General features: G+C 71.1%; 18 protein-coding genes and 1 riboswitch. Of the genes, 9 read left to right on the forward strand and 9 right to left on the reverse strand.

The annotated features are described in order from the left end of the window. Positions 1-1,638 carry an ABC transporter ATP-binding protein gene (locus VM938_13825; GenBank protein HVF76111.1) on the reverse strand — a complete coding sequence of 546 codons (1,638 nt, stop codon included), beginning with the start codon at positions 1,636-1,638 and terminating at the stop codon, positions 1-3. A gap of 167 nt (positions 1,639-1,805) precedes the next feature. Here VM938_13825 and VM938_13830 point away from each other — a divergent pair, with 167 nt between their 5' ends. Genes VM938_13830 through VM938_13840 form a run of 3 tightly spaced genes read left to right on the forward strand, consistent with a single transcriptional unit; the run spans position 1,806 to position 4,540 of the window. Further along, positions 1,806-3,359 carry an acyl-CoA carboxylase subunit beta gene (locus VM938_13830; GenBank protein HVF76112.1) on the forward strand — a complete coding sequence of 518 codons (1,554 nt, stop codon included), beginning with the start codon at positions 1,806-1,808 and terminating at the stop codon, positions 3,357-3,359. Next, a complete protein-coding gene (locus VM938_13835) occupies positions 3,346-3,528 on the forward strand; it encodes a hypothetical protein (protein HVF76113.1) in 183 nt (60 codons plus the stop codon). Before VM938_13830 ends, VM938_13835 begins: the two co-directional genes overlap by 14 nt. A gap of 10 nt (positions 3,529-3,538) precedes the next feature. After that, entirely contained in the window at positions 3,539-4,540 is a 1,002-nt protein-coding gene (locus VM938_13840) for a metallophosphoesterase (protein ID HVF76114.1), read from the forward strand. A gap of 57 nt (positions 4,541-4,597) precedes the next feature. Here the strand turns inward: VM938_13840 and VM938_13845 are convergent, their stop codons facing one another. The 3 genes from VM938_13845 to VM938_13855 form a co-directional block, all read right to left on the reverse strand. Further along, entirely contained in the window at positions 4,598-5,329 is a 732-nt protein-coding gene (locus VM938_13845; protein HVF76115.1) for a diguanylate cyclase, read from the reverse strand. 166 nt (positions 5,330-5,495) lie between these two features. Beyond that, positions 5,496-7,439, reverse strand: a complete 1,944-nt coding sequence (locus VM938_13850; GenBank protein ID HVF76116.1) for a protein meaA — start codon at positions 7,437-7,439, stop codon at positions 5,496-5,498. A 10-nt stretch (positions 7,440-7,449) separates the two neighbouring features. After that, the gene (locus VM938_13855) at positions 7,450-8,343 is read right to left on the reverse strand and encodes a 3-hydroxybutyryl-CoA dehydrogenase (GenBank protein HVF76117.1); all 894 of its coding nucleotides are present in this window, start codon (positions 8,341-8,343) and stop codon (positions 7,450-7,452) included. Between the two features lie 27 nt (positions 8,344-8,370). Here VM938_13855 and VM938_13860 point away from each other — a divergent pair, with 27 nt between their 5' ends. Together VM938_13860 and VM938_13865 are read left to right on the forward strand one after the other, a co-directional pair. Then, the gene (locus VM938_13860) at positions 8,371-9,036 is read left to right on the forward strand and encodes a Type 1 glutamine amidotransferase-like domain-containing protein (protein ID HVF76118.1); all 666 of its coding nucleotides are present in this window, start codon (positions 8,371-8,373) and stop codon (positions 9,034-9,036) included. Next, complete coding sequence (locus VM938_13865; GenBank protein ID HVF76119.1) at positions 9,033-9,833, forward strand: hypothetical protein; 801 nt, start codon at positions 9,033-9,035, stop codon at positions 9,831-9,833. Before VM938_13860 ends, VM938_13865 begins: the two co-directional genes overlap by 4 nt. Here the strand turns inward: VM938_13865 and VM938_13870 are convergent. Genes VM938_13870 through VM938_13885 form a run of 4 tightly spaced genes read right to left on the reverse strand, consistent with a single transcriptional unit; the run spans position 9,718 to position 13,431 of the window. Then, positions 9,718-11,274, reverse strand: a complete 1,557-nt coding sequence (locus tag VM938_13870) for a hypothetical protein (GenBank protein HVF76120.1) — start codon at positions 11,272-11,274, stop codon at positions 9,718-9,720. The genes VM938_13865 and VM938_13870 overlap by 116 nt on opposite strands. Then, positions 11,250-12,050 carry an ABC transporter ATP-binding protein gene (locus VM938_13875; protein ID HVF76121.1) on the reverse strand — a complete coding sequence of 267 codons (801 nt, stop codon included), beginning with the start codon at positions 12,048-12,050 and terminating at the stop codon, positions 11,250-11,252. The genes VM938_13870 and VM938_13875 overlap by 25 nt, the downstream gene beginning before the upstream one ends. A 16-nt stretch (positions 12,051-12,066) precedes the next feature. Then, positions 12,067-12,585, reverse strand: a complete 519-nt coding sequence (locus VM938_13880) for a peptidylprolyl isomerase (protein ID HVF76122.1) — start codon at positions 12,583-12,585, stop codon at positions 12,067-12,069. Next, positions 12,586-13,431, reverse strand: a complete 846-nt coding sequence (locus VM938_13885; GenBank protein HVF76123.1) for a peptidylprolyl isomerase — start codon at positions 13,429-13,431, stop codon at positions 12,586-12,588. A 118-nt stretch (positions 13,432-13,549) separates the two neighbouring features. On the opposite strand from VM938_13885, the gene VM938_13890 reads away from it, so the two are divergent. The 3 genes from VM938_13890 to VM938_13900 are packed head-to-tail and all read left to right on the forward strand — an operon-like array spanning position 13,550 to position 17,543. Further along, entirely contained in the window at positions 13,550-14,761 is a 1,212-nt protein-coding gene (locus VM938_13890) for an aspartate kinase (GenBank protein HVF76124.1), read from the forward strand. Continuing rightward, positions 14,758-16,470 (forward strand): DUF4012 domain-containing protein, encoded by a 1,713-nt coding sequence (locus VM938_13895; protein ID HVF76125.1) that lies wholly within the window; start codon positions 14,758-14,760, stop codon positions 16,468-16,470. The genes VM938_13890 and VM938_13895 overlap by 4 nt, the downstream gene beginning before the upstream one ends. After that, positions 16,470-17,543, forward strand: a complete 1,074-nt coding sequence (locus tag VM938_13900; GenBank protein ID HVF76126.1) for a glycosyltransferase — start codon at positions 16,470-16,472, stop codon at positions 17,541-17,543. The genes VM938_13895 and VM938_13900 overlap by 1 nt, the downstream gene beginning before the upstream one ends. A 4-nt stretch (positions 17,544-17,547) precedes the next feature. On the opposite strand, the gene VM938_13905 is transcribed toward VM938_13900, so the two are convergent. Continuing rightward, positions 17,548-19,500, reverse strand: coding sequence for a cellulase family glycosylhydrolase (locus VM938_13905; protein ID HVF76127.1), 1,953 nt, complete (start codon positions 19,498-19,500; stop codon positions 17,548-17,550). Positions 19,501-19,561: 61 nt separating this feature from the next. Then, positions 19,562-19,649: riboswitch (cyclic di-GMP riboswitch) on the reverse strand. A gap of 78 nt (positions 19,650-19,727) precedes the next feature. Here VM938_13905 and VM938_13910 point away from each other — a divergent pair. Then, a complete protein-coding gene (locus tag VM938_13910; GenBank protein ID HVF76128.1) occupies positions 19,728-21,080 on the forward strand; it encodes a polysaccharide biosynthesis tyrosine autokinase in 1,353 nt (450 codons plus the stop codon). The last annotated feature ends 4 nt before the right edge of the window (positions 21,081-21,084 follow it).

Consider the following 21,084-nt stretch of genomic DNA (forward strand, 5'->3'; position numbering starts at 1 on the left):
TCACGGAGTCACTCCGGCTTGTTCGTAGGCGCGGGCCAAGAGGGCGTAGGCAGGCGCCTCGGCCAACAACTGCTCGTGCGAACCCCGCGCCGCGATGTGGCCGTCGGCCAGGAACAGCACCTCGTCGGCCAACGAGATCGTGCTGGGCCGGGTGGCCACCATCACCGTCGTCGTGTCGCGCAACCGTTCGCCCAGCGCGGCCAGGATCACCGCCTCGGTCGACGGGTCGACGGCCGAGGTCGCATCGTCGAGCAGGAGCAGCTTGGGCGCCCCCACCAGCGCCCGGGCCAACGCCACCCGCTGGCGCTGCCCGCCTGACAGGGTGGCGCCCCGTTCGCCGACCACGGTGTCGTAGCCGTCGGGCAACGAAGCGACGAAGTCGGAGATGCGGGCGATGCGCGCCGCGGCCTCCACCTCGTCGTCGGACCGCGGCCGGCCCATGGTGATGTTCTCCCGGATCGACTCGCTGAACAGGAACGCCTCCTGGAACGCCAGCGCCACGTCGTCGGGCGCCGACACCGCCCCGGCCGATGGCTCCAACAACCGAGCCAACAGCAACAGCAACGTCGACTTGCCCGAGCCCGTCGGCCCCACCAGCGCCACCGTCGACCCCGGACGCAACGACACCGACACGTCGACCAGCGCAGGCGGGTTGTCGCCGTAGTGGAACGACACGCCGTCCAGCGCCACCCCGTCGGACACCGACGACCCGCGCACAGCCGGCGGCGGCACGGACTGCGCCATCACCCACTGCACCCGGTCCCACCCGGCCACCGTGCGAGGCAGGTCGCCCAGCACGTAACCGATCAGCCGCAAAGGGAACACCAGCAGCGTCAGCAGGTTCACGAACGCCACCAAGGTGCCCGCCGAGATGGCCCCCACCTCCACCCGCCATGCGCCCACCACCAGCACGGCGATGGTGCCCACCGCGGGCACGGCGTCGAGCAGGGCGTCGAAACGCGATTCCAGCACCGCCACTCTGATCTTGGCGTCGCGCAAGTCCTCGGCCATACGCCGGAACCTGGCCGTCTCGGCGTCCTCGGCGCCCAGCGTCTTGACCACCATGGCGCCGTCGAAGCTCTCGTGGGCCACGGCGGACACGTCGCCGATGCGCTCCTGCGTCCCCCGGGCGGGCTCCTCCAACACCCGCTGGTACAGCAGGTTCAGCACCACCAGAGCGGGCAGCAGCACCAGCCCGATCAACGCCAGGAACGGGTCGGTGAGGATCATCCACGCCGCGGTGATAGCGAGCAGGGTGATCACGCCGGTGGCGTAGGGCAGCGGCGACATGATCTCGGTGGCCGCCTCCACGTCGGCGTTCACGTGCGCCATCAACCGCCCCGTCGGGTGGGCCTGGTGCCACTTCAGCGGCAGCCGCTGGTAGCGCTCCACCACCTCGGTGCGCATGTCGGACTCGGTGCCGAACTTGGCGTAACTCGCTCCGACCCGGCGGCACACGATGCCCGCCGCCTTCACCACGCCCACGGCCACGATGGCCGCCGCCCCCAGCGCCACCGTGCCCGTCGACACCGAGCCGACGTCGAAGCGGGGGCGGATGACCCGGTCGACCACCCGCCCCAGCACCCACGACGATCCGACGGTGGCGAAGGCATACACGACCGCGCCGAACACCCCCATGGCGAACCAACGAGGGTGGTAGGCGACCTCCCGCCGGAGGACTGTGAGCCCACGCCGCAGGAGCCGTCCGGTCGGCGCTGACGACGGCACAGCCGTCCAGCATTGCGCGCCTCTGGTCCCTACGTGGCTTGGTTTTTCGCCGAGGCCCACCGGTAGCCTGACCCTCGATGTCCGAACACCCCATGAAGGAACGCCTCGAAGAGCTGGCCAAGCGCAAGGAAGCGGCGCTGCACGCCGGCTCCGAGCGGGCCGTCGAGCGCCACCACGCCAAAGGCAAGATGACCGCCCGCGAGCGGGTCGAGTACCTGCTCGACGAGGGCTCGTTCCAAGAGCTCGACATGCTTGCCCGCCACCGGGCCCACGACGCCCTCGACGACCGTCCCTACACCGACGGCGTGATCACCGGCTTCGGCACCGTCGACGGCCGCCGGGTGTGCGTGTTCAGCCAGGACTTCACCGTCTTCGGCGGCGCCCTGGGCGAGGTGTTCGCCGAGAAGATCCACAAGGTCATGGACCTGGCCTCGTCGCTGGGCGTGCCCATGATCGGCCTCAACGACGGCGCAGGCGCCCGCATCCAGGAAGGCGTTGTCTCCCTCGACTCCTACGGCAAGATCTTCCACCGCAACGTGCGGGCCTCCGGGGTCATCCCCCAGATCAGCGTGATCATGGGACCGTGCGCGGGCGGCGCCGTCTACAGCCCGGCCATGACCGACTTCATCTTCATGGTCCGCGAGACGAGCCACATGTTCATCACCGGCCCCGACGTGGTGAAGACCGTCACCGGCGAGAACGTGACCCTCGAAGAACTGGGCGGCGCCATGAGCCACGCCACCAAGTCGGGCGTGTGCACGTTCGTGGCGGGCGACGAGAAGGCCTGCCTCGACGACGTGCGCTACCTGCTGTCGTTCCTCCCGGCCAACAACCTGGAGGACCCGCCCTACGTGGTGCCCACCGACGACCCCACGCGGCAGTGCCCCGAGCTGCACGACATCATCCCGCCGTCGTCGAACCAGCCCTACGACATGAAGAAGGTCATCACCTCGGTCGTCGACGACGGCGACTTCTTCGAGTACTTCCCCCACTGGGCGCTCAACCTGGTGTGCGGCTTCTCCCGGGTCAACGGCCACGTGGTCGGCATCATGGGCAACCAGCCCCAGATCCTGGCCGGCGTGCTCGACATCGACTCGTCGGAGAAGGGTGCGCGCTTCGTGCGCACCTGCGACGCCTTCAACATCCCCATCGTCACCTTCGTCGACGTGCCCGGCTTCCTGCCCGGCACCGACCAGGAGTACGGCGGCATCATCCGCCACGGCGCCAAGCTGCTCTACGCCTACTGCGAGGCCACCGTGCCCCGCGTGCAGATCATCACGCGCAAGGCCTACGGCGGCGCTTACGTGGTCATGAACGCCAAGTCGATCGGCGCCGACCTGGCCTACGCCTGGCCGTCGGCCGAGCTGGCCGTCATGGGCCCGCAGGGCGCGGTGGAGATCGTCTACCGGCGCGAGCTGGCCGACGCCGCCGACCCGGCAGCGCGCCGGGCCGAGCTGGTCGAGGAGTACACCGAGCGCTACGCCAACCCGTACCAGGCGGCCGAACGTGGGTATGTCGACGACGTGATCGACCCGGCCGACACCCGCGCTGTGCTGGTGCGCTCGCTCGACATGCTGCGCTCCAAGCGCGAGGAACTGCCGAAGCGGAAGCACGGCAATGTGCCCCTCTAAGTCGACGCCCACGCCCGAGGAGGTGGCCGCCGTGGTGGCGGCCATCGAGATGACGTGGCCCCGCCCCGTGGTGGCGGTGCCCTCCACGGAACGCCCGCAGGCGTGGCGTTTCTCGGGCCGCTGGTGGCTGTCGGGCACCCCGGTGGCCGCCCAGCGGCGTCGGCCGTAAGGGCAACGCCATGGTCGTCGAGCTCACCACGGTGGCCGACGACGAAGTGGTCCTGCACGTGCCCCACGAGCCGCGGGCGGTGGTCCACAAGGGGCTGGCGCCCGACACGCTCTACACATTCGGCGGGCTCGACGCGCACACGCTGCCCCGCCCCGGCGGCGAGCTCCTGGCCACGGTGGCGACGGTCAACGACACCCACTTCGGCGAGGTGGAGTGCGGCCACATCGACGGACTGGAGCTCGGCCCGGTGCTGCGGGTGGAGCCGGGCGAGGAGCCCTACCCCGAGGTCATGAACCGGGGCGCGGCGGCAGAGATCGCCGCGGCCGACGTCGACCTGGTGGTGGCCAAGGGCGACCTCACCACCTACGCCCGAGCCGAGGAGTTCCAGGCGTTCCTCGACTGCTACGGCCGCTTCGGCGACCGGCTGCGCTACGTGCGGGGCAACCACGACGGCACGGCCGTGCCCGACACGGCGCCGTTCCGGGTCGACCTGCCCGGCCTGACGGTGGCCGTGCTCGACACCGCGGTGCCCGGCCGCGCCGCGGGCCGAGTGCCGCCCGACCAGTTGGCGTGGCTCGACACGGTGGCCGCGGAAGCCGACCTGCCGGTGCTCGTGCTCGGCCACCACCACTGCTGGGACCCGGCCAGCCGCACACGGGAGGAGACGTACTTCGGGATCAACCCGGACGACTCCGAGCGCCTGATCGAGGTGGTAGCCCGCCGCCCCCGCATCGTCGGCTACGCCGCAGGGCACACCCACCGCAACCGGGTGCGGCGCTTCGCCGCCACCGGCGACGTGCCCTTCGTCGAGGTCTCCTCGGTCAAGGACTTCCCGGGCGCCTGGGCCGAGTACCGGGTGTTCGAGGGTGGCGTGCTGCAGGTCGTGCGCCGGGTGTCGACGCCCGACGCGCTGCGGTGGAGCGACCGCACCAGGGCCATGTTCGGGGGCTACTACCCGCAGTATTCGTTCGGGCGGCTGGAAGACAGGTGCTTTGCCCTATTTGGGGCTTGACATCCCGCCAGAAAGTGCTACTTACCCACCGGGTGTGGAAAACCCTGGGGAGAAACGTCAGGCCAAGTCGGCCTGGGCGACCTCGACCTGGCCGAGGCCCCGTCCCGCTTCGGCGGCGCACGCCCTGGTCAGGGCCGCTTGGGCCCGGGCCAGCACGTCGTCGGCGGTGAGGCCGTGGGTGGGGTAGCTGGCCACGCCCGCGGCGAGGCGTCGCACCTTCGACACGTCCTGGGCGAGGGAGATCTGGAGGCGCTCAGCCGTCCACACCCCGCCCTCTTCGGCGGTGTCCTCCAGGACGAGGCCGAATGTCAGCGGCCCGACCCGGCAGGCGATGTCGGATTCCCGGAGGGTGGCCCTGACCAACTCGCTGAAGGCGGCCACGGCGTCGGCTTGCGGGCGGCTGCCGCGGGCGTCGGAGGCCACGCCGATCTCCAAGAGCACGACGGTGACGGGCCACAGGTGGCGCCGGGCGGCGGCCACGCGGCCCTCGACGGCGAGGTCGAAGAAGCGGTCGTCGGGGAGGCCGGTTTCGATGTCGACGAGCGACGATGCCTCTTCCCGGGTGGGAGTGGGCATGTCGAGCAGCTTGATGGCCGCCGCCGCACCGGCGGCATGGCGCTCGGCCGCGTGCGCCCGGTCGAGCAGGACGAGGCCGGCGACCATGGTGAGCAGGCAAAAAGCGGCGGCAACCACGCCCAAGGCGGGCCGGTCGAGCACCGCGGCGCCGACGCCGAAGGCCAAGCCGGCAAGGCCGGGGAGGAGGCACAGCAGTGCTCGGCGATCAACCATCCCTGTCCCATCGGCGCGTGAGGTACGCGCCTTCACTAGTTCTTTCGGGGTGGGAGGACCAGGCTCCTTGTGACTGTGCGTGGCGAGAACTGGCCATTCCGGAAGTTGCGTACGAATCGCGCCGTTTTCCGCACCGAAACGTACGCAACTTCGGCCGAGGAGGGGCTCAGGTGGCGGCGCGAGTGGTGGTGACGAGGTCGGCGATGTCGTCCATGATGCGGACGAACTCGAAGTCCTTGGGGGTGTAGACGGCAGCTACGCCGAGCTCGGCCAGCTTGGGCTGGTCGCCCTCGGGAATGATCCCGCCGACGACGACGGGCGCCTCGACGCCGGCCTCCCGCAGCTCCCGCAGCACCTCGGGCACCAGTTCCAGGTGCGAGCCCGACAGGATCGACAGGCCGACCACGTCGACGTCCTCGTCGCGGGCGGCCGCGGCGATCTGGGCGGGCGTCAGCCGGATGCCTTGGTACACCACCTCGAACCCGGCGTCGCGGGCGGCCACGGCCACCTGTTCGGCCCCGTTGGAGTGGCCGTCGAGGCCCGGCTTGGCCACCAGCAGCTTGGGCGGCCCGCCTGCCATGGCCTTGACCTTCTCGACCACCGCCGCCATGGTGCCGCCCCGCTGGCCCACGGCCGTGCCCACGCCGGTGGGCGCCCGGTACTCGCCGAACACCTCCCGCAGGGCGCCCGCCCACTCGCCGGTGGTGCCGCCCGCATGGGCCAGGGCGATGGTGGCCGGCATCAGGTTCTCCGAGGTCTCGGCCAGCCGGCGCAGCTCGTCGAGCGCCTTCTGCACGGCGGCCCCGTCGCGAGCAGCGCGCCACTCGGCCACGTCGGCCTTCATCTCCGCCTCGACCGCGGGGTCGACCTTGAGGATGGCCTCCTCGCCGCCGAGCGGCGACGGGGCCGACTCGGTGAAGCAGTTGACGCCGACGACCTTGAGCTCGCCCGCCTCGATGCGAGCGGTGCGTTCGGCCTGCGAGCGCACCAGCCTGCCCTTGAGCTCCTCGATGGCCTCGAAGGCGCCGCCCAGGCCGAGCACCTCGTCGAGCTCGGCCATGGCCGCGTCCATGAGCTCGGTGGTCTTGGCCTCGATGACGTGCGAGCCGGCGAAGATGTCGTCGTACTCCAACAGGTCGGTCTCGAAGGCCAGCACCTGCTGCATGCGCAACGACCACTGCTGGTCCCACGGCCGGGGCAGGCCCAGCGCCTCGTTCCAGGCGGGCAACTGGATCGACCGGGCCCGGGCGTCCTTCGACAGCGTGACGCCCAGGGCTTCCAGCACGATGCGCTGCACGTTGTTCTCGGGCTGCGACTCGGTCAGGCCCAGCGAGTTCACTTGCACGCCGTAGCGGAAGCGCCGCAGCTTGGGGTCGGTCACGCCGTAGCGCTCGGCGCAGATGCGGTCCCACAGCCGGGTGAAGGCCCGCATCTTGCACGTCTCCTCGACGAAGCGGATGCCCGCGTTGCAGAAGAACGAGATGCGCCCCACCACCGACGGCAGCTCGTCGTCGCTCACCTGCCCCGACTCCCGCACGGCGTCGAGCACGCCGACGGCGGTGGCCAGCGCGTAGGCCACCTCCTGCACCGGCGTGGCCCCCGCCTCCTGCAGGTGGTACGAGCACACGTTGATGGGGTTCCACTTGGGGACGTGGCGCACCGTGTAGGCGATCATGTCGACGATCAGCCGGCGGCTGGGGGCGGGCGGGAAGATGTAGGTGCCCCGCGACAGGTACTCCTTGACGATGTCGTTCTGGGTGGTGCCCTGCAGCACCGAGGGGTCGACGCCGTGGTCCTCGGCGTTGGCGATGTAGAGGCCCAACAGCCACATGGCGGTGGCGTTGATCGTCATGGACGCGTTCATGTCGCCCACGGGGATCCCGTCGAGCAACTGCTTCATGTGGCCCAGGTGGGCCACCGGCACGCCGACCTTGCCGACCTCGCCCCGGGCCTCGACGGCATCGGGGTCGTAGCCGGTCTGGGTGGGCAGGTCGAAGGCGACCGACAGCCCCGTCTGCCCCTTGGACAGGTTCATGCGGTACAGCGCGTTCGAGGCCCGGGCCGTGGAGTGGCCCGAGTACGTCCGCATCACCCACGGGCGGTCGGGCATCGTCCCCCTCCTACTTCCGGTAGTCGTAGAAGCCTCGACCCGATTTTCTCCCGAGCAGCTCGGCGCTGACCATTCGGCGCAGCAGCGGCACGGCGGCGTAGTTGGGGTCGCGGAACTCGTCGTAGAGGGCGTCGAGGATGGCCAGGCTGGTGTCGAGGCCGACCAGGTCGAGCAAGGCGAAGGGGCCCATCGGGAACCCGCACCCACCCTTCATGGCCTCGTCGACGTCCTCCTTGGAGGCCACGCCCGACTCGAAGAGGCGCACGGCGTTGTTGAGGTAGGGGAACAGCAGGGCGTTGACGATGAAGCCCGCCTGGTCCTTGACCTCGACGGGGTTCTTGCCGCACGCCTCGGCGAAGGCCCGGGCGGCGGCGATGGTCTCGTCGCTGGCCGTGATGGGCCGCACGATCTCCACCAGCGACATGACGGTGGCCGGGTTGAAGAAGTGGACGCCGCACACCTTGTCGGGGCGGCCCGTCTCCATGGCCAGCTCCACGACGGGGAGGGTCGAGGTGTTGGTGGCCAGGATCGTGTGCTCCTTGCACACCCGGTCGAGCTCGTTGAACAACTCCTTTTTGGTGGCCAGGTCCTCGACCACCGACTCGATCACCAGGTCGCACTCGGCCAGCAGGCTGAGGTCGGAGGTGGCGGTGACGCGGCCCAGGGTGGCGTCGCGGTCTTCCTCGGAGAGGCGGCCCTTCTCGACCTGCTTGTTCAGCGACTTCTCCATCGAGGCCAAGGTGGCATCGGCGGTCTCCTGCTTGCGCGACCGCAGGATCACCTCGTGGCCCTGCTTGGCTGCTGCTTCGGCGATGCCGGAACCCATGATCCCGGAGCCGACGATTCCCACCCGCTTGATCGACATGGGGGCGAAGGTTACCGACAGGTATGACGACGGCTCCATTTGCGTCGGCCCACTACGGTCGGGCCAATGAGTGGAACCATCGCACTGGTCGGCGGCGCCGAGTGGCAGGACGGCTGCACCTTCGACGCCGAGCTGTTGAAGGCGTCGGGCGGTACCGAGGTCGTCGTGCTGCCCACCGCGGCCGCCTACGAACACCCCGAGCGGGCGGCGGAGGCGGCGGCCGAGCACTTCGCCGCGCTGGGCGCCAAGGTGCGAGGGCTTGACGTGCTCACCCGCCCCGACGCCGAGGACGACGCCAACGCCGAGGTCGTGCGCTCCGCCCGCTTCCTCTACTTCTCGGGCGGCTCGCCCATGCACCTGCGTTCGGTGCTCAAGGCGTCGAAGGTGTGGGAGGCCTTGCTGGAAGCGTGGCAGGGCGGCGCGGTGATCGCCGGGTCGTCGGCAGGCGCCATGGTGCTCACCGACCCCATGGTCGACACACGGGGCGGCGCCTTCACCGTCGGCCTCGGCCTGGTCGAGCAACTGGCCGTGATCCCCCACTTCGACGCCTGGTCGCCGGAGAAGGCCAAGCGCACCCTCGACCTGGCGCCCCGCGGCCTGCCCGTCGTCGGCATCCACGAGCAGACGGCCCTCATCCGCGACCCCGACGGCGCCTGGCGCGCCGCCGGCGCGGGGACCGTCGACGTCTACCTCGACGGCGTCCCGGCCGACCTCAGCGCGCTTCCGACGTGATCCGCCTGGCGCTGGCGGTTGTGTTCGCGGTGCAACCGGTGACGCCGCCTCCTCCCCTCGACCTGCCGGCCCTGTTCCCCACCGCCGCGCCCACGGGGTTCGCCCCGCTCCCCGACGACCCCGGCCGCCTCGGCCGGCTCGACACGCCCGCAGCGGCCGCCGTGCTCGACCGCTCGGGTGCGATGAGCCCCCAGTTGTTGGCCGACGCGGGCTTCCGCCACGGCCACTCCAAGGCATGGACCAACAAGGACAGCCAAGAGGTCCTGCTCGACGTGCTGCTCGAGTTCCACAGCGACGGGCAAGGCGAGGACTTCACTCGGCGCATCGTCGAGAGCCGCAAGGACGTCACGCGCTTCGAGGTCCCCGGGCTGCCCGACGCCGTGGGCTTCGAGCGCGGCCCGGCCACACCGACATATACGACGCCGGGCCAGCGCGAAGTCGTGCTGCGCCGGGGGCGGGTGGTGGCCATCGTGGTGGTGGCCGGGCACGTCACCTTCCCCGCCGTCGAACTGGTGGCGGGGGTGGCTCAAGCCCAACGGGCGGCGTTGGAAGCGGTGCCCTTGGAGGCCACGGGCACGGCCGACGACGACCGGCCGGTGGCGCTGCTGCTGGCCGCCCAAGCCCTGTTCGTGCTCGTCTCCTGGCGCATGGCGACGGCGCTCCAGCGCACACCGCTGCCGTTCACGCCCCGGCCAGCGCCTCCAACAACTCCGGCTGTCGGTCCTGCGATCGACGCACCGCCGAGCGAAGCCCCCACTGCCACGTCCCCCCGCCGACGGCGACCGTCAGCACCGTAAGGCTCACTGTCCATGCCGGGTGGTCGAGCAAGACGGCCGCCGTGGCCAGCGGCCCGAGCACCAGTGCGCTGACCGCCAGCGTGGCCAGGTTCGGTCCCAAGGCGGCCATGCCTTGGCCCATGTTGCCGCGGGACCAGATGTTGCTGTCGGCGTCGGGCAGGGGGACGGGGGCCACCACGGAGGCGACGTTGCCCAGTCCGAGCGAGAGGCCGACGACGGCCACGGCCAAGCCTGCGGCGACGGGAAGCCGCCCCCACCCGTCGGTCAGCGCCGCCGAAAGGGCGCCGAACACGACGACGACCACGACGGCTTGGGTGGCCACCGCCAGGTTCTTGCCCAGGAGGTCGCTGCGCACGTCGTCGCCCGCGGCCACGTTGGCCCAGTGGCGCGCCCCGTCGAAGCCGAATTGGTTGGTGGCCGCTGCGGCCAGGAACCAGACGGGCACGGCGCAGGCCAGCACCACCGTGGACGGCCCGCTGACGACGACCAGCGACGCCAGCATGGGGAAGACCAGCGCCAGGCGGGCGGCCCGCTGGCGGGGCTCGCGCCAGCCCACCCGCAACTCCTTGGCCGCCACCGCGCCCACCCTGGTGCGGGGGAACAGCGCAGCCAGGCCGCGGAACAGGGCGCCGCGCCGCTTGGCCGCCTGCGTCGAGCGCCCCTCCGCCGTGGTCAGCACCCGTTGCAGCACGTCCCACCACAGGTGCAGGACGACGACCAGATAGGCCACGCCGACGACGAGGAAGGCGAGGGCCAGCAACGGGCGGCCTTGCCGTGCCGCGGCCGCGGCGGAGGCGGGTGGCCCTGAGGGGAGGAGCGCGGTGACGACACGAACGGCCTGCGGCACTGTGGGCGCTTCCTCGAACTCCACGAAACGGATGCCCTGCAGGGCGACGGCCAGCAACGGCCCTGCCGTCAGGGCCACGTCGCGCCAGCGCCGCGTGCGCGCCGCCATCGACAGCAAGGTGACGACGAGCCGCGACGACGCCACGCACATGGCAAAGAGCAGCGCGCACGCCGCCGCCGTCAGCACCGCCGCGGGCGACACGGGCATGAGGCCGATGGTGGTGCCGACGAGGGTCAGCAGGGTGATCACGCCGCCGAAGCCGATGGCCGACGTCAGCAGCAAGCCGGGCATGAGCCGGCGGGGCCCGAGGGGGAACAGGGCGAGGCGGTCGACGTCGAGGGTGCCCTCGGTCCCCATGCCGATGACGGGGAACAGCACCCAGCAGGTGAACAGGACGGCGAAGGCCACGGGCAGCCACGGCACCATCTCGTCGACGTCGGCAGCGCGGAAGAACAAGGCCATGCCGCCGAAGAACAAGCCGGTGACTACGGCCAGGAGGTAGGCGAAGACGAAGGCGACGGTGCCCTGCATCCCCGACTTGGCCAGCCCGCCCCGGAGAAGGGCGAGCTTCAGTCGGAGGAAGTGCCGAGCCACGACAGCGCCACCCCGGGGGCGTCGACCGCGCCCACTGCCTCGATGAAGACGTCCTCCAGGGCTCGTCCTCCTCGCACTGCGGCGGTGGCGCCCGAGGCCACCACCCGGCCGTGGTGGAGGATGGCCACGTGGTCGCACAGGCGTTCCACCGTGTCCATGACGTGGCTGGAGAACACCACGGTGCCGCCTTCGTCGGTGAAGCGCTGCAGCACCATGCGGATGGTGCGGGCCGACACCGGGTCGACCGACTCGAAGGGCTCGTCGAGGAAGAGCACCCGGGGGGCGTGGATCAACGCACAGGCCAAGGCGGCCTTCTTGCGCATGCCCTGGCTGTAGTCGACGACCATGGTGCGGGTGGCATCGGCCAGCCCGAGCACCTCGAGCAGTTCCACGGCCCGGGCTTCCACGACCTCGGGCCGCATGCCCCGCAGCAGGCCGTTGTAGGTCAGCAACTCGCCGCCGGTCAGGCGGTCGAAGAGCTTGGGGTCTTCGGGCAGGATGCCCATGCGGGCCTTGGCCGCGGGCGGGTCGCTCCACACGTCGACGCCGTCGACCACGACCGTGCCACGGGTGGGGCGGAGCAGGCCGGTGGTGGCCTTGAGCGTGGTGCTCTTTCCCGCGCCGTTCGGTCCCACCAGCCCGAAGAACGAACCGGTGGGAACGTCGAGCGACAGGTCGTCGACGGCAACCTTGGCGCCGAACTCCTTGCGCAGGTTCCGGATGGAGACGGCGGGCGGCCCGACCGGTCGCCGCCGCCTTCGGCGTGGCTCGGCCATGCCGCCGCGCCCCCGGTCAGTCCTCGTGCTCGGTGATCGTCACCGATTCGATGACGACTCGCTCCGTGGGTTGGCCGGAGCGGGTACCGAGGGCGTCGATGGTTGTCACCACGTCGATGCCCGAGACGACCTTGCCGAACAGTGCGTACTGCGGGGGCAGGCGCATGCCGTCGGGGCCGCTGATGACGAAGAACTGGCTGCCGTTGGTGTTGGGGCCGGCGTTGGCCATGGCCAACGAGCCCAGTTCGTAGCGGCCGGGGGCGGGCAGTTCGTCTTCGAACTTGTAGCCGGGGCCGCCTGTGCCGGTGCCGGTGGGGTCGCCACCCTGGAGCACGAAGCCCGGGATGATGCGGTGGAAGATCACGCCGTCGTAAAAGCCTTGGCGGGCCAGGAAGACGAAGCTGTTCACCGTCTTGGGTGCAGAGGCCGGGTCGAGGGCCAGCTTCATGGTGCCGTGCGAGGTGACCATCTCGGCCGTGTAGCGGCGCGAGGGGTCGATCTCCATGGCGGGCGGGGCATCCCAACGTTGGGCCATCTACTTCTCCACGATCTCGATCTTCTCGATGATGACGAGCTTGCTGGGGCCGCCTTCGCCCGGGCCGCCCTGTGCTGTGGGGTCGTCGCGGTGCAGGGCCATGATCGCCTTCACCACGTCGAGCCCGCTGGTGACCTTGCCGAAGGTGACGTAGGTGCCTTGGCTGTCGAGGGCGGAGGTCTTCGGCCCGGAGGCGAAGAAGAACTGCGCGCTCGCGGAGTTCGGGCCCTGCGAACGGGCCATCACCAGGTCGCCCTCGGCGTACTTGAACCCTGTGCCCTCGTCCTCGATGGTGTAGCCGGGGCCGGGATCGTCGTTGAACTGGGTGTGCGGCGAGCCGCCCTGGATGATGTCGATGCCCGTGTTGGTGCGGAACAGCGCCGTGCCGTCGTAGTAGTGGTAGCGCGAGAGCACGGCGAAGTTGTTGGCCGTCTTCGGCGTCTTCTGGGTGTCGAGGGTGATCTCGATGACGCCTTCGCTCGTCGTCATCACGGCGACGTTGGCCTTGGCCGGGTCGATGCACATGGGCGCCGGCTTCTCGAACTTGTAGGTCGGCTTGGCGCTGCCGTCGGCAGGCGGGCACGGCGTGTCGCCCGTGACCTTGCTGTCGTTGGCCACCGGCTCCGCCTTGGGGATGGCGCCCGCCACCGTGGTGGTGGTCGAGTTGGTGGCCACGTTGTCGCCCCCGTCGCGGCTGAAGAACAGTGCTGCCCCCAGCACCAGCCCCACCACGACGAGCACGATCATGGCCTGGCGGCGCAGCTTGGCCTTCCGGCGCTGCGCCTGCAGGTACTCCTGTCGGGCGTGTCGGCCCTGCCTCTTGCGTTCCCGCTTCTGCGTCGGCATGGGCCGCGAACCTAGCCGAGCCCGCTTTCTGCCGTTCTGGTCCGGGAATCCCGCGCCACAGCGCGGGATTGCCGGACCAGAACGGGGGTGGAGGGGGTGGCCGCTACGCTCGGCGGGCGTGGCACTCCTCGTCCAGAAGTTCGGCGGCACCTCCGTGGCCGACGCCGAACGCATCCGCGCCGTGGCCGACCACGTGGCCCGCACGCGGCGCCAAGGCAACGACGTCGTCGTGGTCGTCAGCGCCATGGGCAAGGAGACCGACGACCTCATCCGCCTGGCCAACGAGGTGTCGCGCACCCGCCCCGGCCGCGAGATGGACATGCTGCTCACCGCGGGCGAGCGCAAGGCCATGGCCCTGCTCTGCATGGCCCTGCACGACCTCGGCGTGCCCGCCGACAGCTTCACCGGCAGCCAGGCGGGGATCATCACCGACACCTTCCACGAGCGGGCCAAGATCCTCGAGGTCAAGGCCGACCGCTTGAAGGGCTGCCTGGGCGCAGGCAAGGTGCCCGTGGTGGCCGGCTTCCAAGGCGTGTCGACCGACAAGGACGTCACGACGCTGGGCCGCGGCGGTTCCGACACCACCGCTGTCGCCCTCGCCGCTGCGCTCGGCGCCGATGCCATGGAGAAGTACAGCGACGTGCCCGGCGTGTTCAGCGCCGACCCCCGCATCGTGCAGAACGCCCGGCGCCTCCAGCACGTCAGCTACGAAGAGATGCTGGAGATCGCCGCCTCGGGCAGCGGCGTGCTCGCCTTCCGGGCCGTCGAGTTCGCCCGCAACCACGGCGTGCCCATGCACGTCCGTTCCAGCTTCACCTGGGAGCCCGGCACCTGGGTCACTGAGGAGGATCCCGCGATGGAGCAACCCATCATCTCTGCCGTCACGCACGACACGTCGGAGGCGAAGGTGACGGTGGCGGGCGTGCCCGACAAGCCCGGCATCGCCGCCCAACTCTTCCGGCTCCTGGCCGACCAGAACGTGAACGTCGACATGATCGTGCAGAACGTCTCGTTGCACGGCACCACCGACATCTCCTTCACCGTGCCCAAGAGCGACCTCGACGTGGCCTTGGAGGTGTGCCGCAGCCACGCCTCCGACGTGGGCGCCCAAGACGTGCTGGCCGACCGCGACATCGCCAAGGTCTCGATCGTGGGGGCGGGCATGAAAACCAACCCCGGCGTCAGCGCTCGCATGTTCGAGACCCTCGCCGACGTCGGCGTGAACATCGAGATGATCTCCACCTCGCCCATCCGCCTCACCTGCGTGGTCCGCGCCGACCAGGTGGAGCCTGCGGTGCAGGCGATCCACGAGGCCTTCGAGCTGTCGTGAGGCGACGGCGGCTGTGGCTGCTGCTCGCCGTCCTCGTCGTCCTGGGGTGGGCGGCCGCCGCCGGGGCGTCGCTCCTGCGTGCCCGCTCCGACCTGGAGGCGGGCCTCGCCTCCGTGCAGCGGGCGCAGAAGCTGACCGCCCCCGCCGACCTGGTGGCGGGCCGAGCGCTCCCTGACCTGCACGACGCCACCACCGCCTTCGACCGCGGCCACGACCGCCTGTCGAGCCCCTTGGTGGCGCCGCTGAAGCTGCTGCCCGTGGCCGGCCGCCAACTGCGCTCGGCCACCGCCCTGGCGGGAGCGTCGGCGCGCATCACCGAGGTGGGCCGCGACGCAGTGGGCGAAGCCCAAGGCGTCCTCCAGCGTCCGCCCGGGGCGGGCCCCGAACGCATTGCCGTGCTGCGCGAGCTGGGCCAGATCGCGTCGCGGGCCGACGCCCGGCTGACCGACATCGACCTGGGACCGTCGAAGGCCCTCGTCGGCACGTTGGCGGAAAAGCGGGTCGAGCTCGACGAGCGGTTGGCCGAGTTGCGGCGCACGCTGCGCGACGGCGGCACCGCAGCCACGGGCTTGGCCGACCTGTTCCAAGGCCCCCGCCGCTACCTCGTGCTGGCCGCCAACAACTCGGAGATGCGAGCGGGCTCGGGCATGTTCCTGAGCGTGGGCGAGATGACCTTCGCCGACGGACGCTTCTCGCTCGGCGAGTTCCAGCCGGCAGGCGGCCTGTACCGGAACAACCCGCCGCCGATCACCGACGCCGACTTCGCCGCCCGCTGGGGCTGGCTCAACCCCAACAAGGAGTGGCGCAACCTGGCCGCTTCCCCGCGCTTCGACGTGACCGCCGAACTGGCCACACGCATGTGGGGCCGCCCGGTCGACGGGGTGCTCGCCCTCGACCCCATCACCGTGCAGGCCATCGTCGAGGCCACGGGGCCGGTCGACGTGGCGGGCCGCCGGCTGGAAGCCGAGGCCGTCGACGACTTTCTCCTCTACGAGCAGTACGCGGGCATCACCTCCATCGACGCCAACGCCCAAGCGGGCCGCCGCGAGTTGCTCGGCCTGTTGGCCAAGTCGGCGCTGGGCAACGTCGACCGCGGCGGCTGGGACATGGCCAAGTTGGCGTCCACGCTGGCCCGCGCCGCGCGGGGCCGTCACGTCATGGCCTGGGCGGCGCGGCCCGAGGAACAACGGGTGTGGGAGAGCGCAGGCATCGACGGCCGCATGGAGTCCGCGTCGCTGATGGTGTCGCTCCTCAACCGCAGCGCCAACAAGCTCGACCGGTTTATGGAGGTCGACGCCAACCTGTCGCTGCGGCCCGACGGGGGCGCCACTGCAGCGGAGCTGCGCGTCACCGTCGCCAACACCACGCCGGTCGGCGCACCCGTCTACGTGGCAGGCCCCTACCCGGGCAGCCCGGTCGGCGCGGGCGACTACTTCGGCATCCTCAGTGTGAACCTGCCCGGCTTCGCAGGCGACATCGACAGCGACGGCGGCGATCCCGCGGCAGCGGGGCCCGACGGCCCGACGCGAGTGCACGCGGTGCCCATGACCGTGAAGCGGGGCGAGACCAAGACAGTCACCTTCCGCTTCCGCATGGGCGCTCCATCGGGCTCCCTCGTGGTCGAGCCCTCGGGGCGCGTGCCTGCGGTGTCGTGGACGGCGCCGGGCGGGTCGTGGCAGTCGGGCGAGTCGCGTCGCGTCAACTGGTGATGCCCCGCGTCCTGCACGTCGCCCAGTCGGCTGACTACGGCTTGGCCCGTTTCCTGTTCGACCTCGTGGGTGACCAGGTGGAGCGGGGGTGGACGGTGGGCTTTGCCGGGCCTGCCGACGCGCCGCTGCCCGAGGGCGCCGACCGCATCGCCTGGGCGGCATCGCGCGAGCCGCACCGCGACGTGCCCGCCGAGTCGCGGCGGCTGGCAGGCATCGTCGAGGCCTTCCAGCCCGATGTCGTCCACCTGCACTCGTCGAAGGCCGGGCTGGTGGGCCGCCTCGTCCTGCGAGGCAGGCGCCCGACGATCTTCCAGCCCCACGCGTGGTCGTTCCTCGCCGTGGGCGGTGCCACCCGGGCTGCCGCCGTCATGTGGGAACGGGCGGCCATCCGCTGGACCGAGGTGGTCGTGTGCTGCAGCCAGGCGGAGTACCGCCAAGGCGAGGAGCACGGCATCAGGGGCCGCTACCGGGTGGTTCCCAACGCCGTCGACCTCCAGCGCTTCGCCGTGGTCGACCGCCGCGAGGCGCGGGAACGGCTCGGGCTTGGCGAGGGGCCGCTGGTTGCGTGCATCGGCAGGCTGTCGCACCAGAAGGGGCAGGACGTGCTGCTCGACGCCTGGCCCGCGGTGCGGGCTGCCGTGTCGACGGCCCGCTTGGTGCTGGTGGGCGACGGGCCCGACCGGGAAGCCTTGGCGGCGCGAGCGGGCGAGGGCGTCGAGCTCGTGGGCCGCCAACCGTCGGTGGAGCACTGGCTGGCCGCCGCCGACGTGGTGGCCCAGCCCTCTCGCTACGAGGGGTTGGCCATCACCGTGCTCGAAGCCATGGCCGCGGGCCGCAGCATCGTCGCCACCGACGTGGAGGGCATGGCCGAGGCCATCGGCGGGGGCGGGGCCATCGTGCGGCCCGGCGACGTGGGGGCGTTGGGCGAGGCGTTGGTGCACCGCCTCCGCGACCCGGACCTGGCGGCAGCGGAGGGGCGAGCGGGCCGGGAGAGAGCGGCCCACTCGCACGACCTCCGTACGTGGGGCGATCGCATGGCCGAGCTGACGCTCGGCTTGGTGCGAACGCCCTAGCGAACTACCGGGCGGGGGCGACCATGCCGGAGATGGTGGCTCCGAAGTTGGCGGCCGATCCGAGGAAGCGGGCGTCACCGAAGGAGAACACGCCGCCGTCGGAGGCCACGAACCAGTAGCCGAGCCCCGACGGCGTCGGGACCATGCCGGTGATCGGCCTGTTCAGCTTGATCGAGCCGGTGGAGCCGAGGAACGCCGCGTTGCCGAAGGTGAAGATGCCGCCGTCGGAGGCAACCAGCCAGTAGCCGTTGCCGCTGGCCGTGGGCGCCATGCCGACGATGGGCTGGTTCAGGCGGATGCCGCCGGTGGAGCCGAAGAAGCGGGCGTCGCCGAAGGCGAAGATGCCGCCGTCGGAAGCGACCAGCCAGTAGCCGTTGCCCGAGGGCGTGGCGGCCATGCCCACGATCGGCTTGTTGAGCTTGATGGCGCCGGTGGACCCGAAGAAGCGGGCGTCCCCGAAGGAGAAGATGCCGCCGTCGGAAGCGACCAGCCAGTAGCCGTTGCCGCTGGGCGTGCCGTCCATGCCCACGATCGGCTTGTTGAGGCGGGTGCCGCCCATGGAGCCGAAGAACGGCGCGTTGCCGATGGCGTAGACGGCGCCGTCGTCGGCCGATGCCCAGGCGCCGCCGTTGGGCGTGGCCACCGAAGCGACGATCGAGCGGCCCGCTTGCAGGGGCAGCGGTGCGGTGTTGCCGAGGCTGCCCGTGTCGCCGAAGGCGAAGGTGCGGCCGTCACGTCCCACCAACCGGTAGCTCAGCACCGAGGGAGCGGGGGCGGGGGCAGGCGACGCTGTCTTGGTGGTGAGCGCCGGAGCCGTGGTCGTCGTCGTGGGCGCCGGGGCCGTCGTGCTGGTCGTCGTCGGCGCGGGCGCCGTCGTCGTGGTCGTGGGAGCGCTCACCGTGGCGAGCAGCTTCTTGACCGAGGCGTAGGCGGGCTTCTCGCTGAGGTCGTTGCGCAGGATCCCGAAGTTGTCCTGGTGGGCGTTGCCCGTCGCCTTGTTGCGCTCGTTGTACCAGAACATGTTGGTGACGTAGGGGTGGCGGGTGGCGAACCAGTTGAGCGACCGCACCAGGTAGTCGGCTTGGGCCGACTCGCTGACGCCCCGGTTCCACGAAGGCTCGCTGCCGGTGTTGGCGTGGCTCGACCAGCCGAACTCGGTGGCCCAGATGGGCTTGGCGGAATCGCCCCGGGCGACCATCAGCGAACGCACGGCGCCGATGTGGTCCATGATCCAGAAGTTGCCGTTGTCGACGACCTCGGGCGGTGCGTCCGACGGACCCTGGTACGGGTGGGTGGAGAGGATGTCGTAGGCACCCTTCACCCCGGCGTCGTACATGCGGGTCAGCCACTCGGTGTCGTTCTGCGAGACGCTGCCGATGACGACCTTGGTGTTGGGGTCGCCCGCCTTGAAGGCCGGGTAGGCGACCCGGGCCAGGGCGGCGTACTTCACCGGGTCGGCGTTGGCCCAGAAGTCGGTGAGGTTGGGCTCGTTCCACACTTCCCAGGCGGCGATGCGGCCCTTGTAGCGATTGGCGATGTAGGTGGCGAAACGGCCGTACTCGTTGAGGTCGGTGGGGGGAGTCGACACGCCCTTGCCGCCGTTGGCCCACGCCGGGGTCCGCCACAGGGTGCCCAGCACGTTGATGTTGCGGGCTTCGGCGGCGGCGACCACGCGGTCGAGAAGGTCGGCCTGCCATTGGCTGATCTGGCCCTTGCCCGCCTCTTCCCATGCGGCCCAGCCGATGTCGATGCGGACCCAGCGCACGTTGGCGGCGGCCAGCTTGTCGAGCACGGCGATGCGCTGGGCATCGGTGTAGCTGCCCCACGTGGCGTGGAACTGCACGCCGAAAGCGGGGAGCACGGTGGCGGTCTCTGCTCCGGCGGAGCCCGTGCCCTGGCCCATGAAGCCCAGGGTCCCGACGAGCCCGATGACGATGGTGACTGCAAGCTTGCGCAACAACTTGGTCTCTCCTCCAAGACGAAACTTCCGTCCCACGGAGGGCGTTGTTGCGCCCCCATTCGGTAGACCGGCCGCCTTGGGGATTGCTCCCTGTAGGCCCGTGACTTTGCGTCTCCCGGGTTTCCCCGGAGTTGCCGTTTCGTGGGTTCTGAAGATGTGTCGGTAACCGCGCTGCGTGGCTGAAGTCCCAATTGCGCGGTCTTCTGACGGTTACGCTCGCTGGGGTGGCAGACGACGTCACGCTCCCGGTCCTGTTCAAGGACGTGTTACGGCGCTGGCGTGTGGCTGCGCTGGTCACCGTCGCGTTCCTCGTCGGTGCCTCTGCCTACGCGGAGTCGCTGCCCAACGAGTACACCGCCTCGGTGGTGGTCTCGTTCGCTCCCAAGCCCGAGGGCAACGCGGGCGCCGACATCGTGCGCGTCGTGCTGCCGCGCTACGTGGCCTACGTGACCTCGCGGGCCACCATCGAACGCATCGCACCGCGACTCGGGGAGCGGCCCGGTCCGTTGCACAGCGGTACTGACGCCACGGTCGCCACCGACAGCGCCAACCTCACCATCACGGTGACGCTGGGCGGGTCGCGCCGGGTGGCCGATGCCGCCAACGCCTTGGCCGCCGAGACCCTGTCGTTCGCCAACGCCGACCGCCTGCTCGACGCCGTGGTGGTCGCCCAGGCCTTGCCGCCCAGCGCGCCGTCAGGACCGCCTCGCCGGCTCTACCAGGCGGCGGGCCTGCTGCTCGGGCTGCTGGCCGGGGCGGGCGCAGGCCTGCTGCTCGAACGAGGCCGTCCCCGGGTGCGCACGTGGCGCGACGTGGCCGTCGTCACCGGCTATCCCGTGGTCGGGCGCATCCCTGCTTCCCGGGCGCTGCGCAACTCCCCCGTCGAAGCCCTGCTCGACCCGGCCGTGGGCGCCGCGGTGCGAACCCTGCGCACCAACCTCGAGCGAAGCTCGCGCGACCAGCCGGTACACACCCTCGTGGTGACCTCGACGCTGCCGGGCGAGGGCAAGACCACCGTGGCGGGCGCGCTGGCCGCGGCGTTGGCCCGCCTCGACGCCAACGTGCTCTTGGTCGACGCCGACCTGCGCAGGCCCGGCGTGGTGCGGTTGTTCCCGGGGCCCGACCGGCCCGGCGTGGCCGAACTGCTCCACGGCACCGCCGAGTTGGAGGCGACCGTGCGCCCGGGGCCGGCGCCCAACCTGTTCATCCTGCGCACCGCTGCCGACCCCGACGCGGGCGACCTGCTGGCCCGCCACTTCGCCGACCTGTTGCGCCTGGCCCGCGAGCGCTTCGACGTGATCGTGGTCGACGCCCCGCCGGTCCTCGGCGGCGACGACGCCCGCACCCTGGCCACCCTGTGCGACGGCACCTTGTTGGTGGCCGGCGCCGACACCTTGGCCACGTCGTTGTCCGAGGCCGCCGCCGCCCTCGACGCCTTGGGCGTGCGCATCCTCGGGGCCGTCGCCAACCGCGTGCGCGACCGCAGCGGCATGGGCACCTACGGCGCCTACGGCTCGTACGGCGCCACCCCGGCCGAGAAGCCCAAGAGCGTGCGGCCGGGGGCCGAAGCGGTCTGACGCC

The organism is Acidimicrobiales bacterium, from assembly GCA_035536915.1.
Classification (GTDB): domain Bacteria; phylum Actinomycetota; class Acidimicrobiia; order Acidimicrobiales; family JAHWLA01; genus JAHWLA01.

Excerpts from the sequence above, each read along its gene's own strand:
- VM938_13825 (HVF76111.1), bottom strand. The coding sequence starts at position 1,638 with ATGGGGGTGTTCGGCGCGGTCGTGTATGCCTTCGCCACCGTCGGATCG.
- VM938_13830 (HVF76112.1), top strand. The coding sequence starts at position 1,806 with ATGTCCGAACACCCCATGAAGGAACGCCTCGAAGAGCTGGCCAAGCGC.
- VM938_13835 (HVF76113.1), top strand. The coding sequence starts at position 3,346 with ATGTGCCCCTCTAAGTCGACGCCCACGCCCGAGGAGGTGGCCGCCGTG.
- VM938_13840 (HVF76114.1), top strand. The coding sequence starts at position 3,539 with ATGGTCGTCGAGCTCACCACGGTGGCCGACGACGAAGTGGTCCTGCAC.
- VM938_13845 (HVF76115.1), bottom strand. The coding sequence starts at position 5,329 with ATGGTTGATCGCCGAGCACTGCTGTGCCTCCTCCCCGGCCTTGCCGGC.
- VM938_13850 (HVF76116.1), bottom strand. The coding sequence starts at position 7,439 with ATGCCCGACCGCCCGTGGGTGATGCGGACGTACTCGGGCCACTCCACG.
- VM938_13855 (HVF76117.1), bottom strand. The coding sequence starts at position 8,343 with ATGGAGCCGTCGTCATACCTGTCGGTAACCTTCGCCCCCATGTCGATC.
- VM938_13860 (HVF76118.1), top strand. The coding sequence starts at position 8,371 with ATGAGTGGAACCATCGCACTGGTCGGCGGCGCCGAGTGGCAGGACGGC.
- VM938_13875 (HVF76121.1), bottom strand. The coding sequence starts at position 12,050 with ATGGCCGAGCCACGCCGAAGGCGGCGGCGACCGGTCGGGCCGCCCGCC.
- VM938_13880 (HVF76122.1), bottom strand. The coding sequence starts at position 12,585 with ATGGCCCAACGTTGGGATGCCCCGCCCGCCATGGAGATCGACCCCTCG.
- VM938_13885 (HVF76123.1), bottom strand. The coding sequence starts at position 13,431 with ATGCCGACGCAGAAGCGGGAACGCAAGAGGCAGGGCCGACACGCCCGA.
- VM938_13900 (HVF76126.1), top strand. The coding sequence starts at position 16,470 with ATGCCCCGCGTCCTGCACGTCGCCCAGTCGGCTGACTACGGCTTGGCC.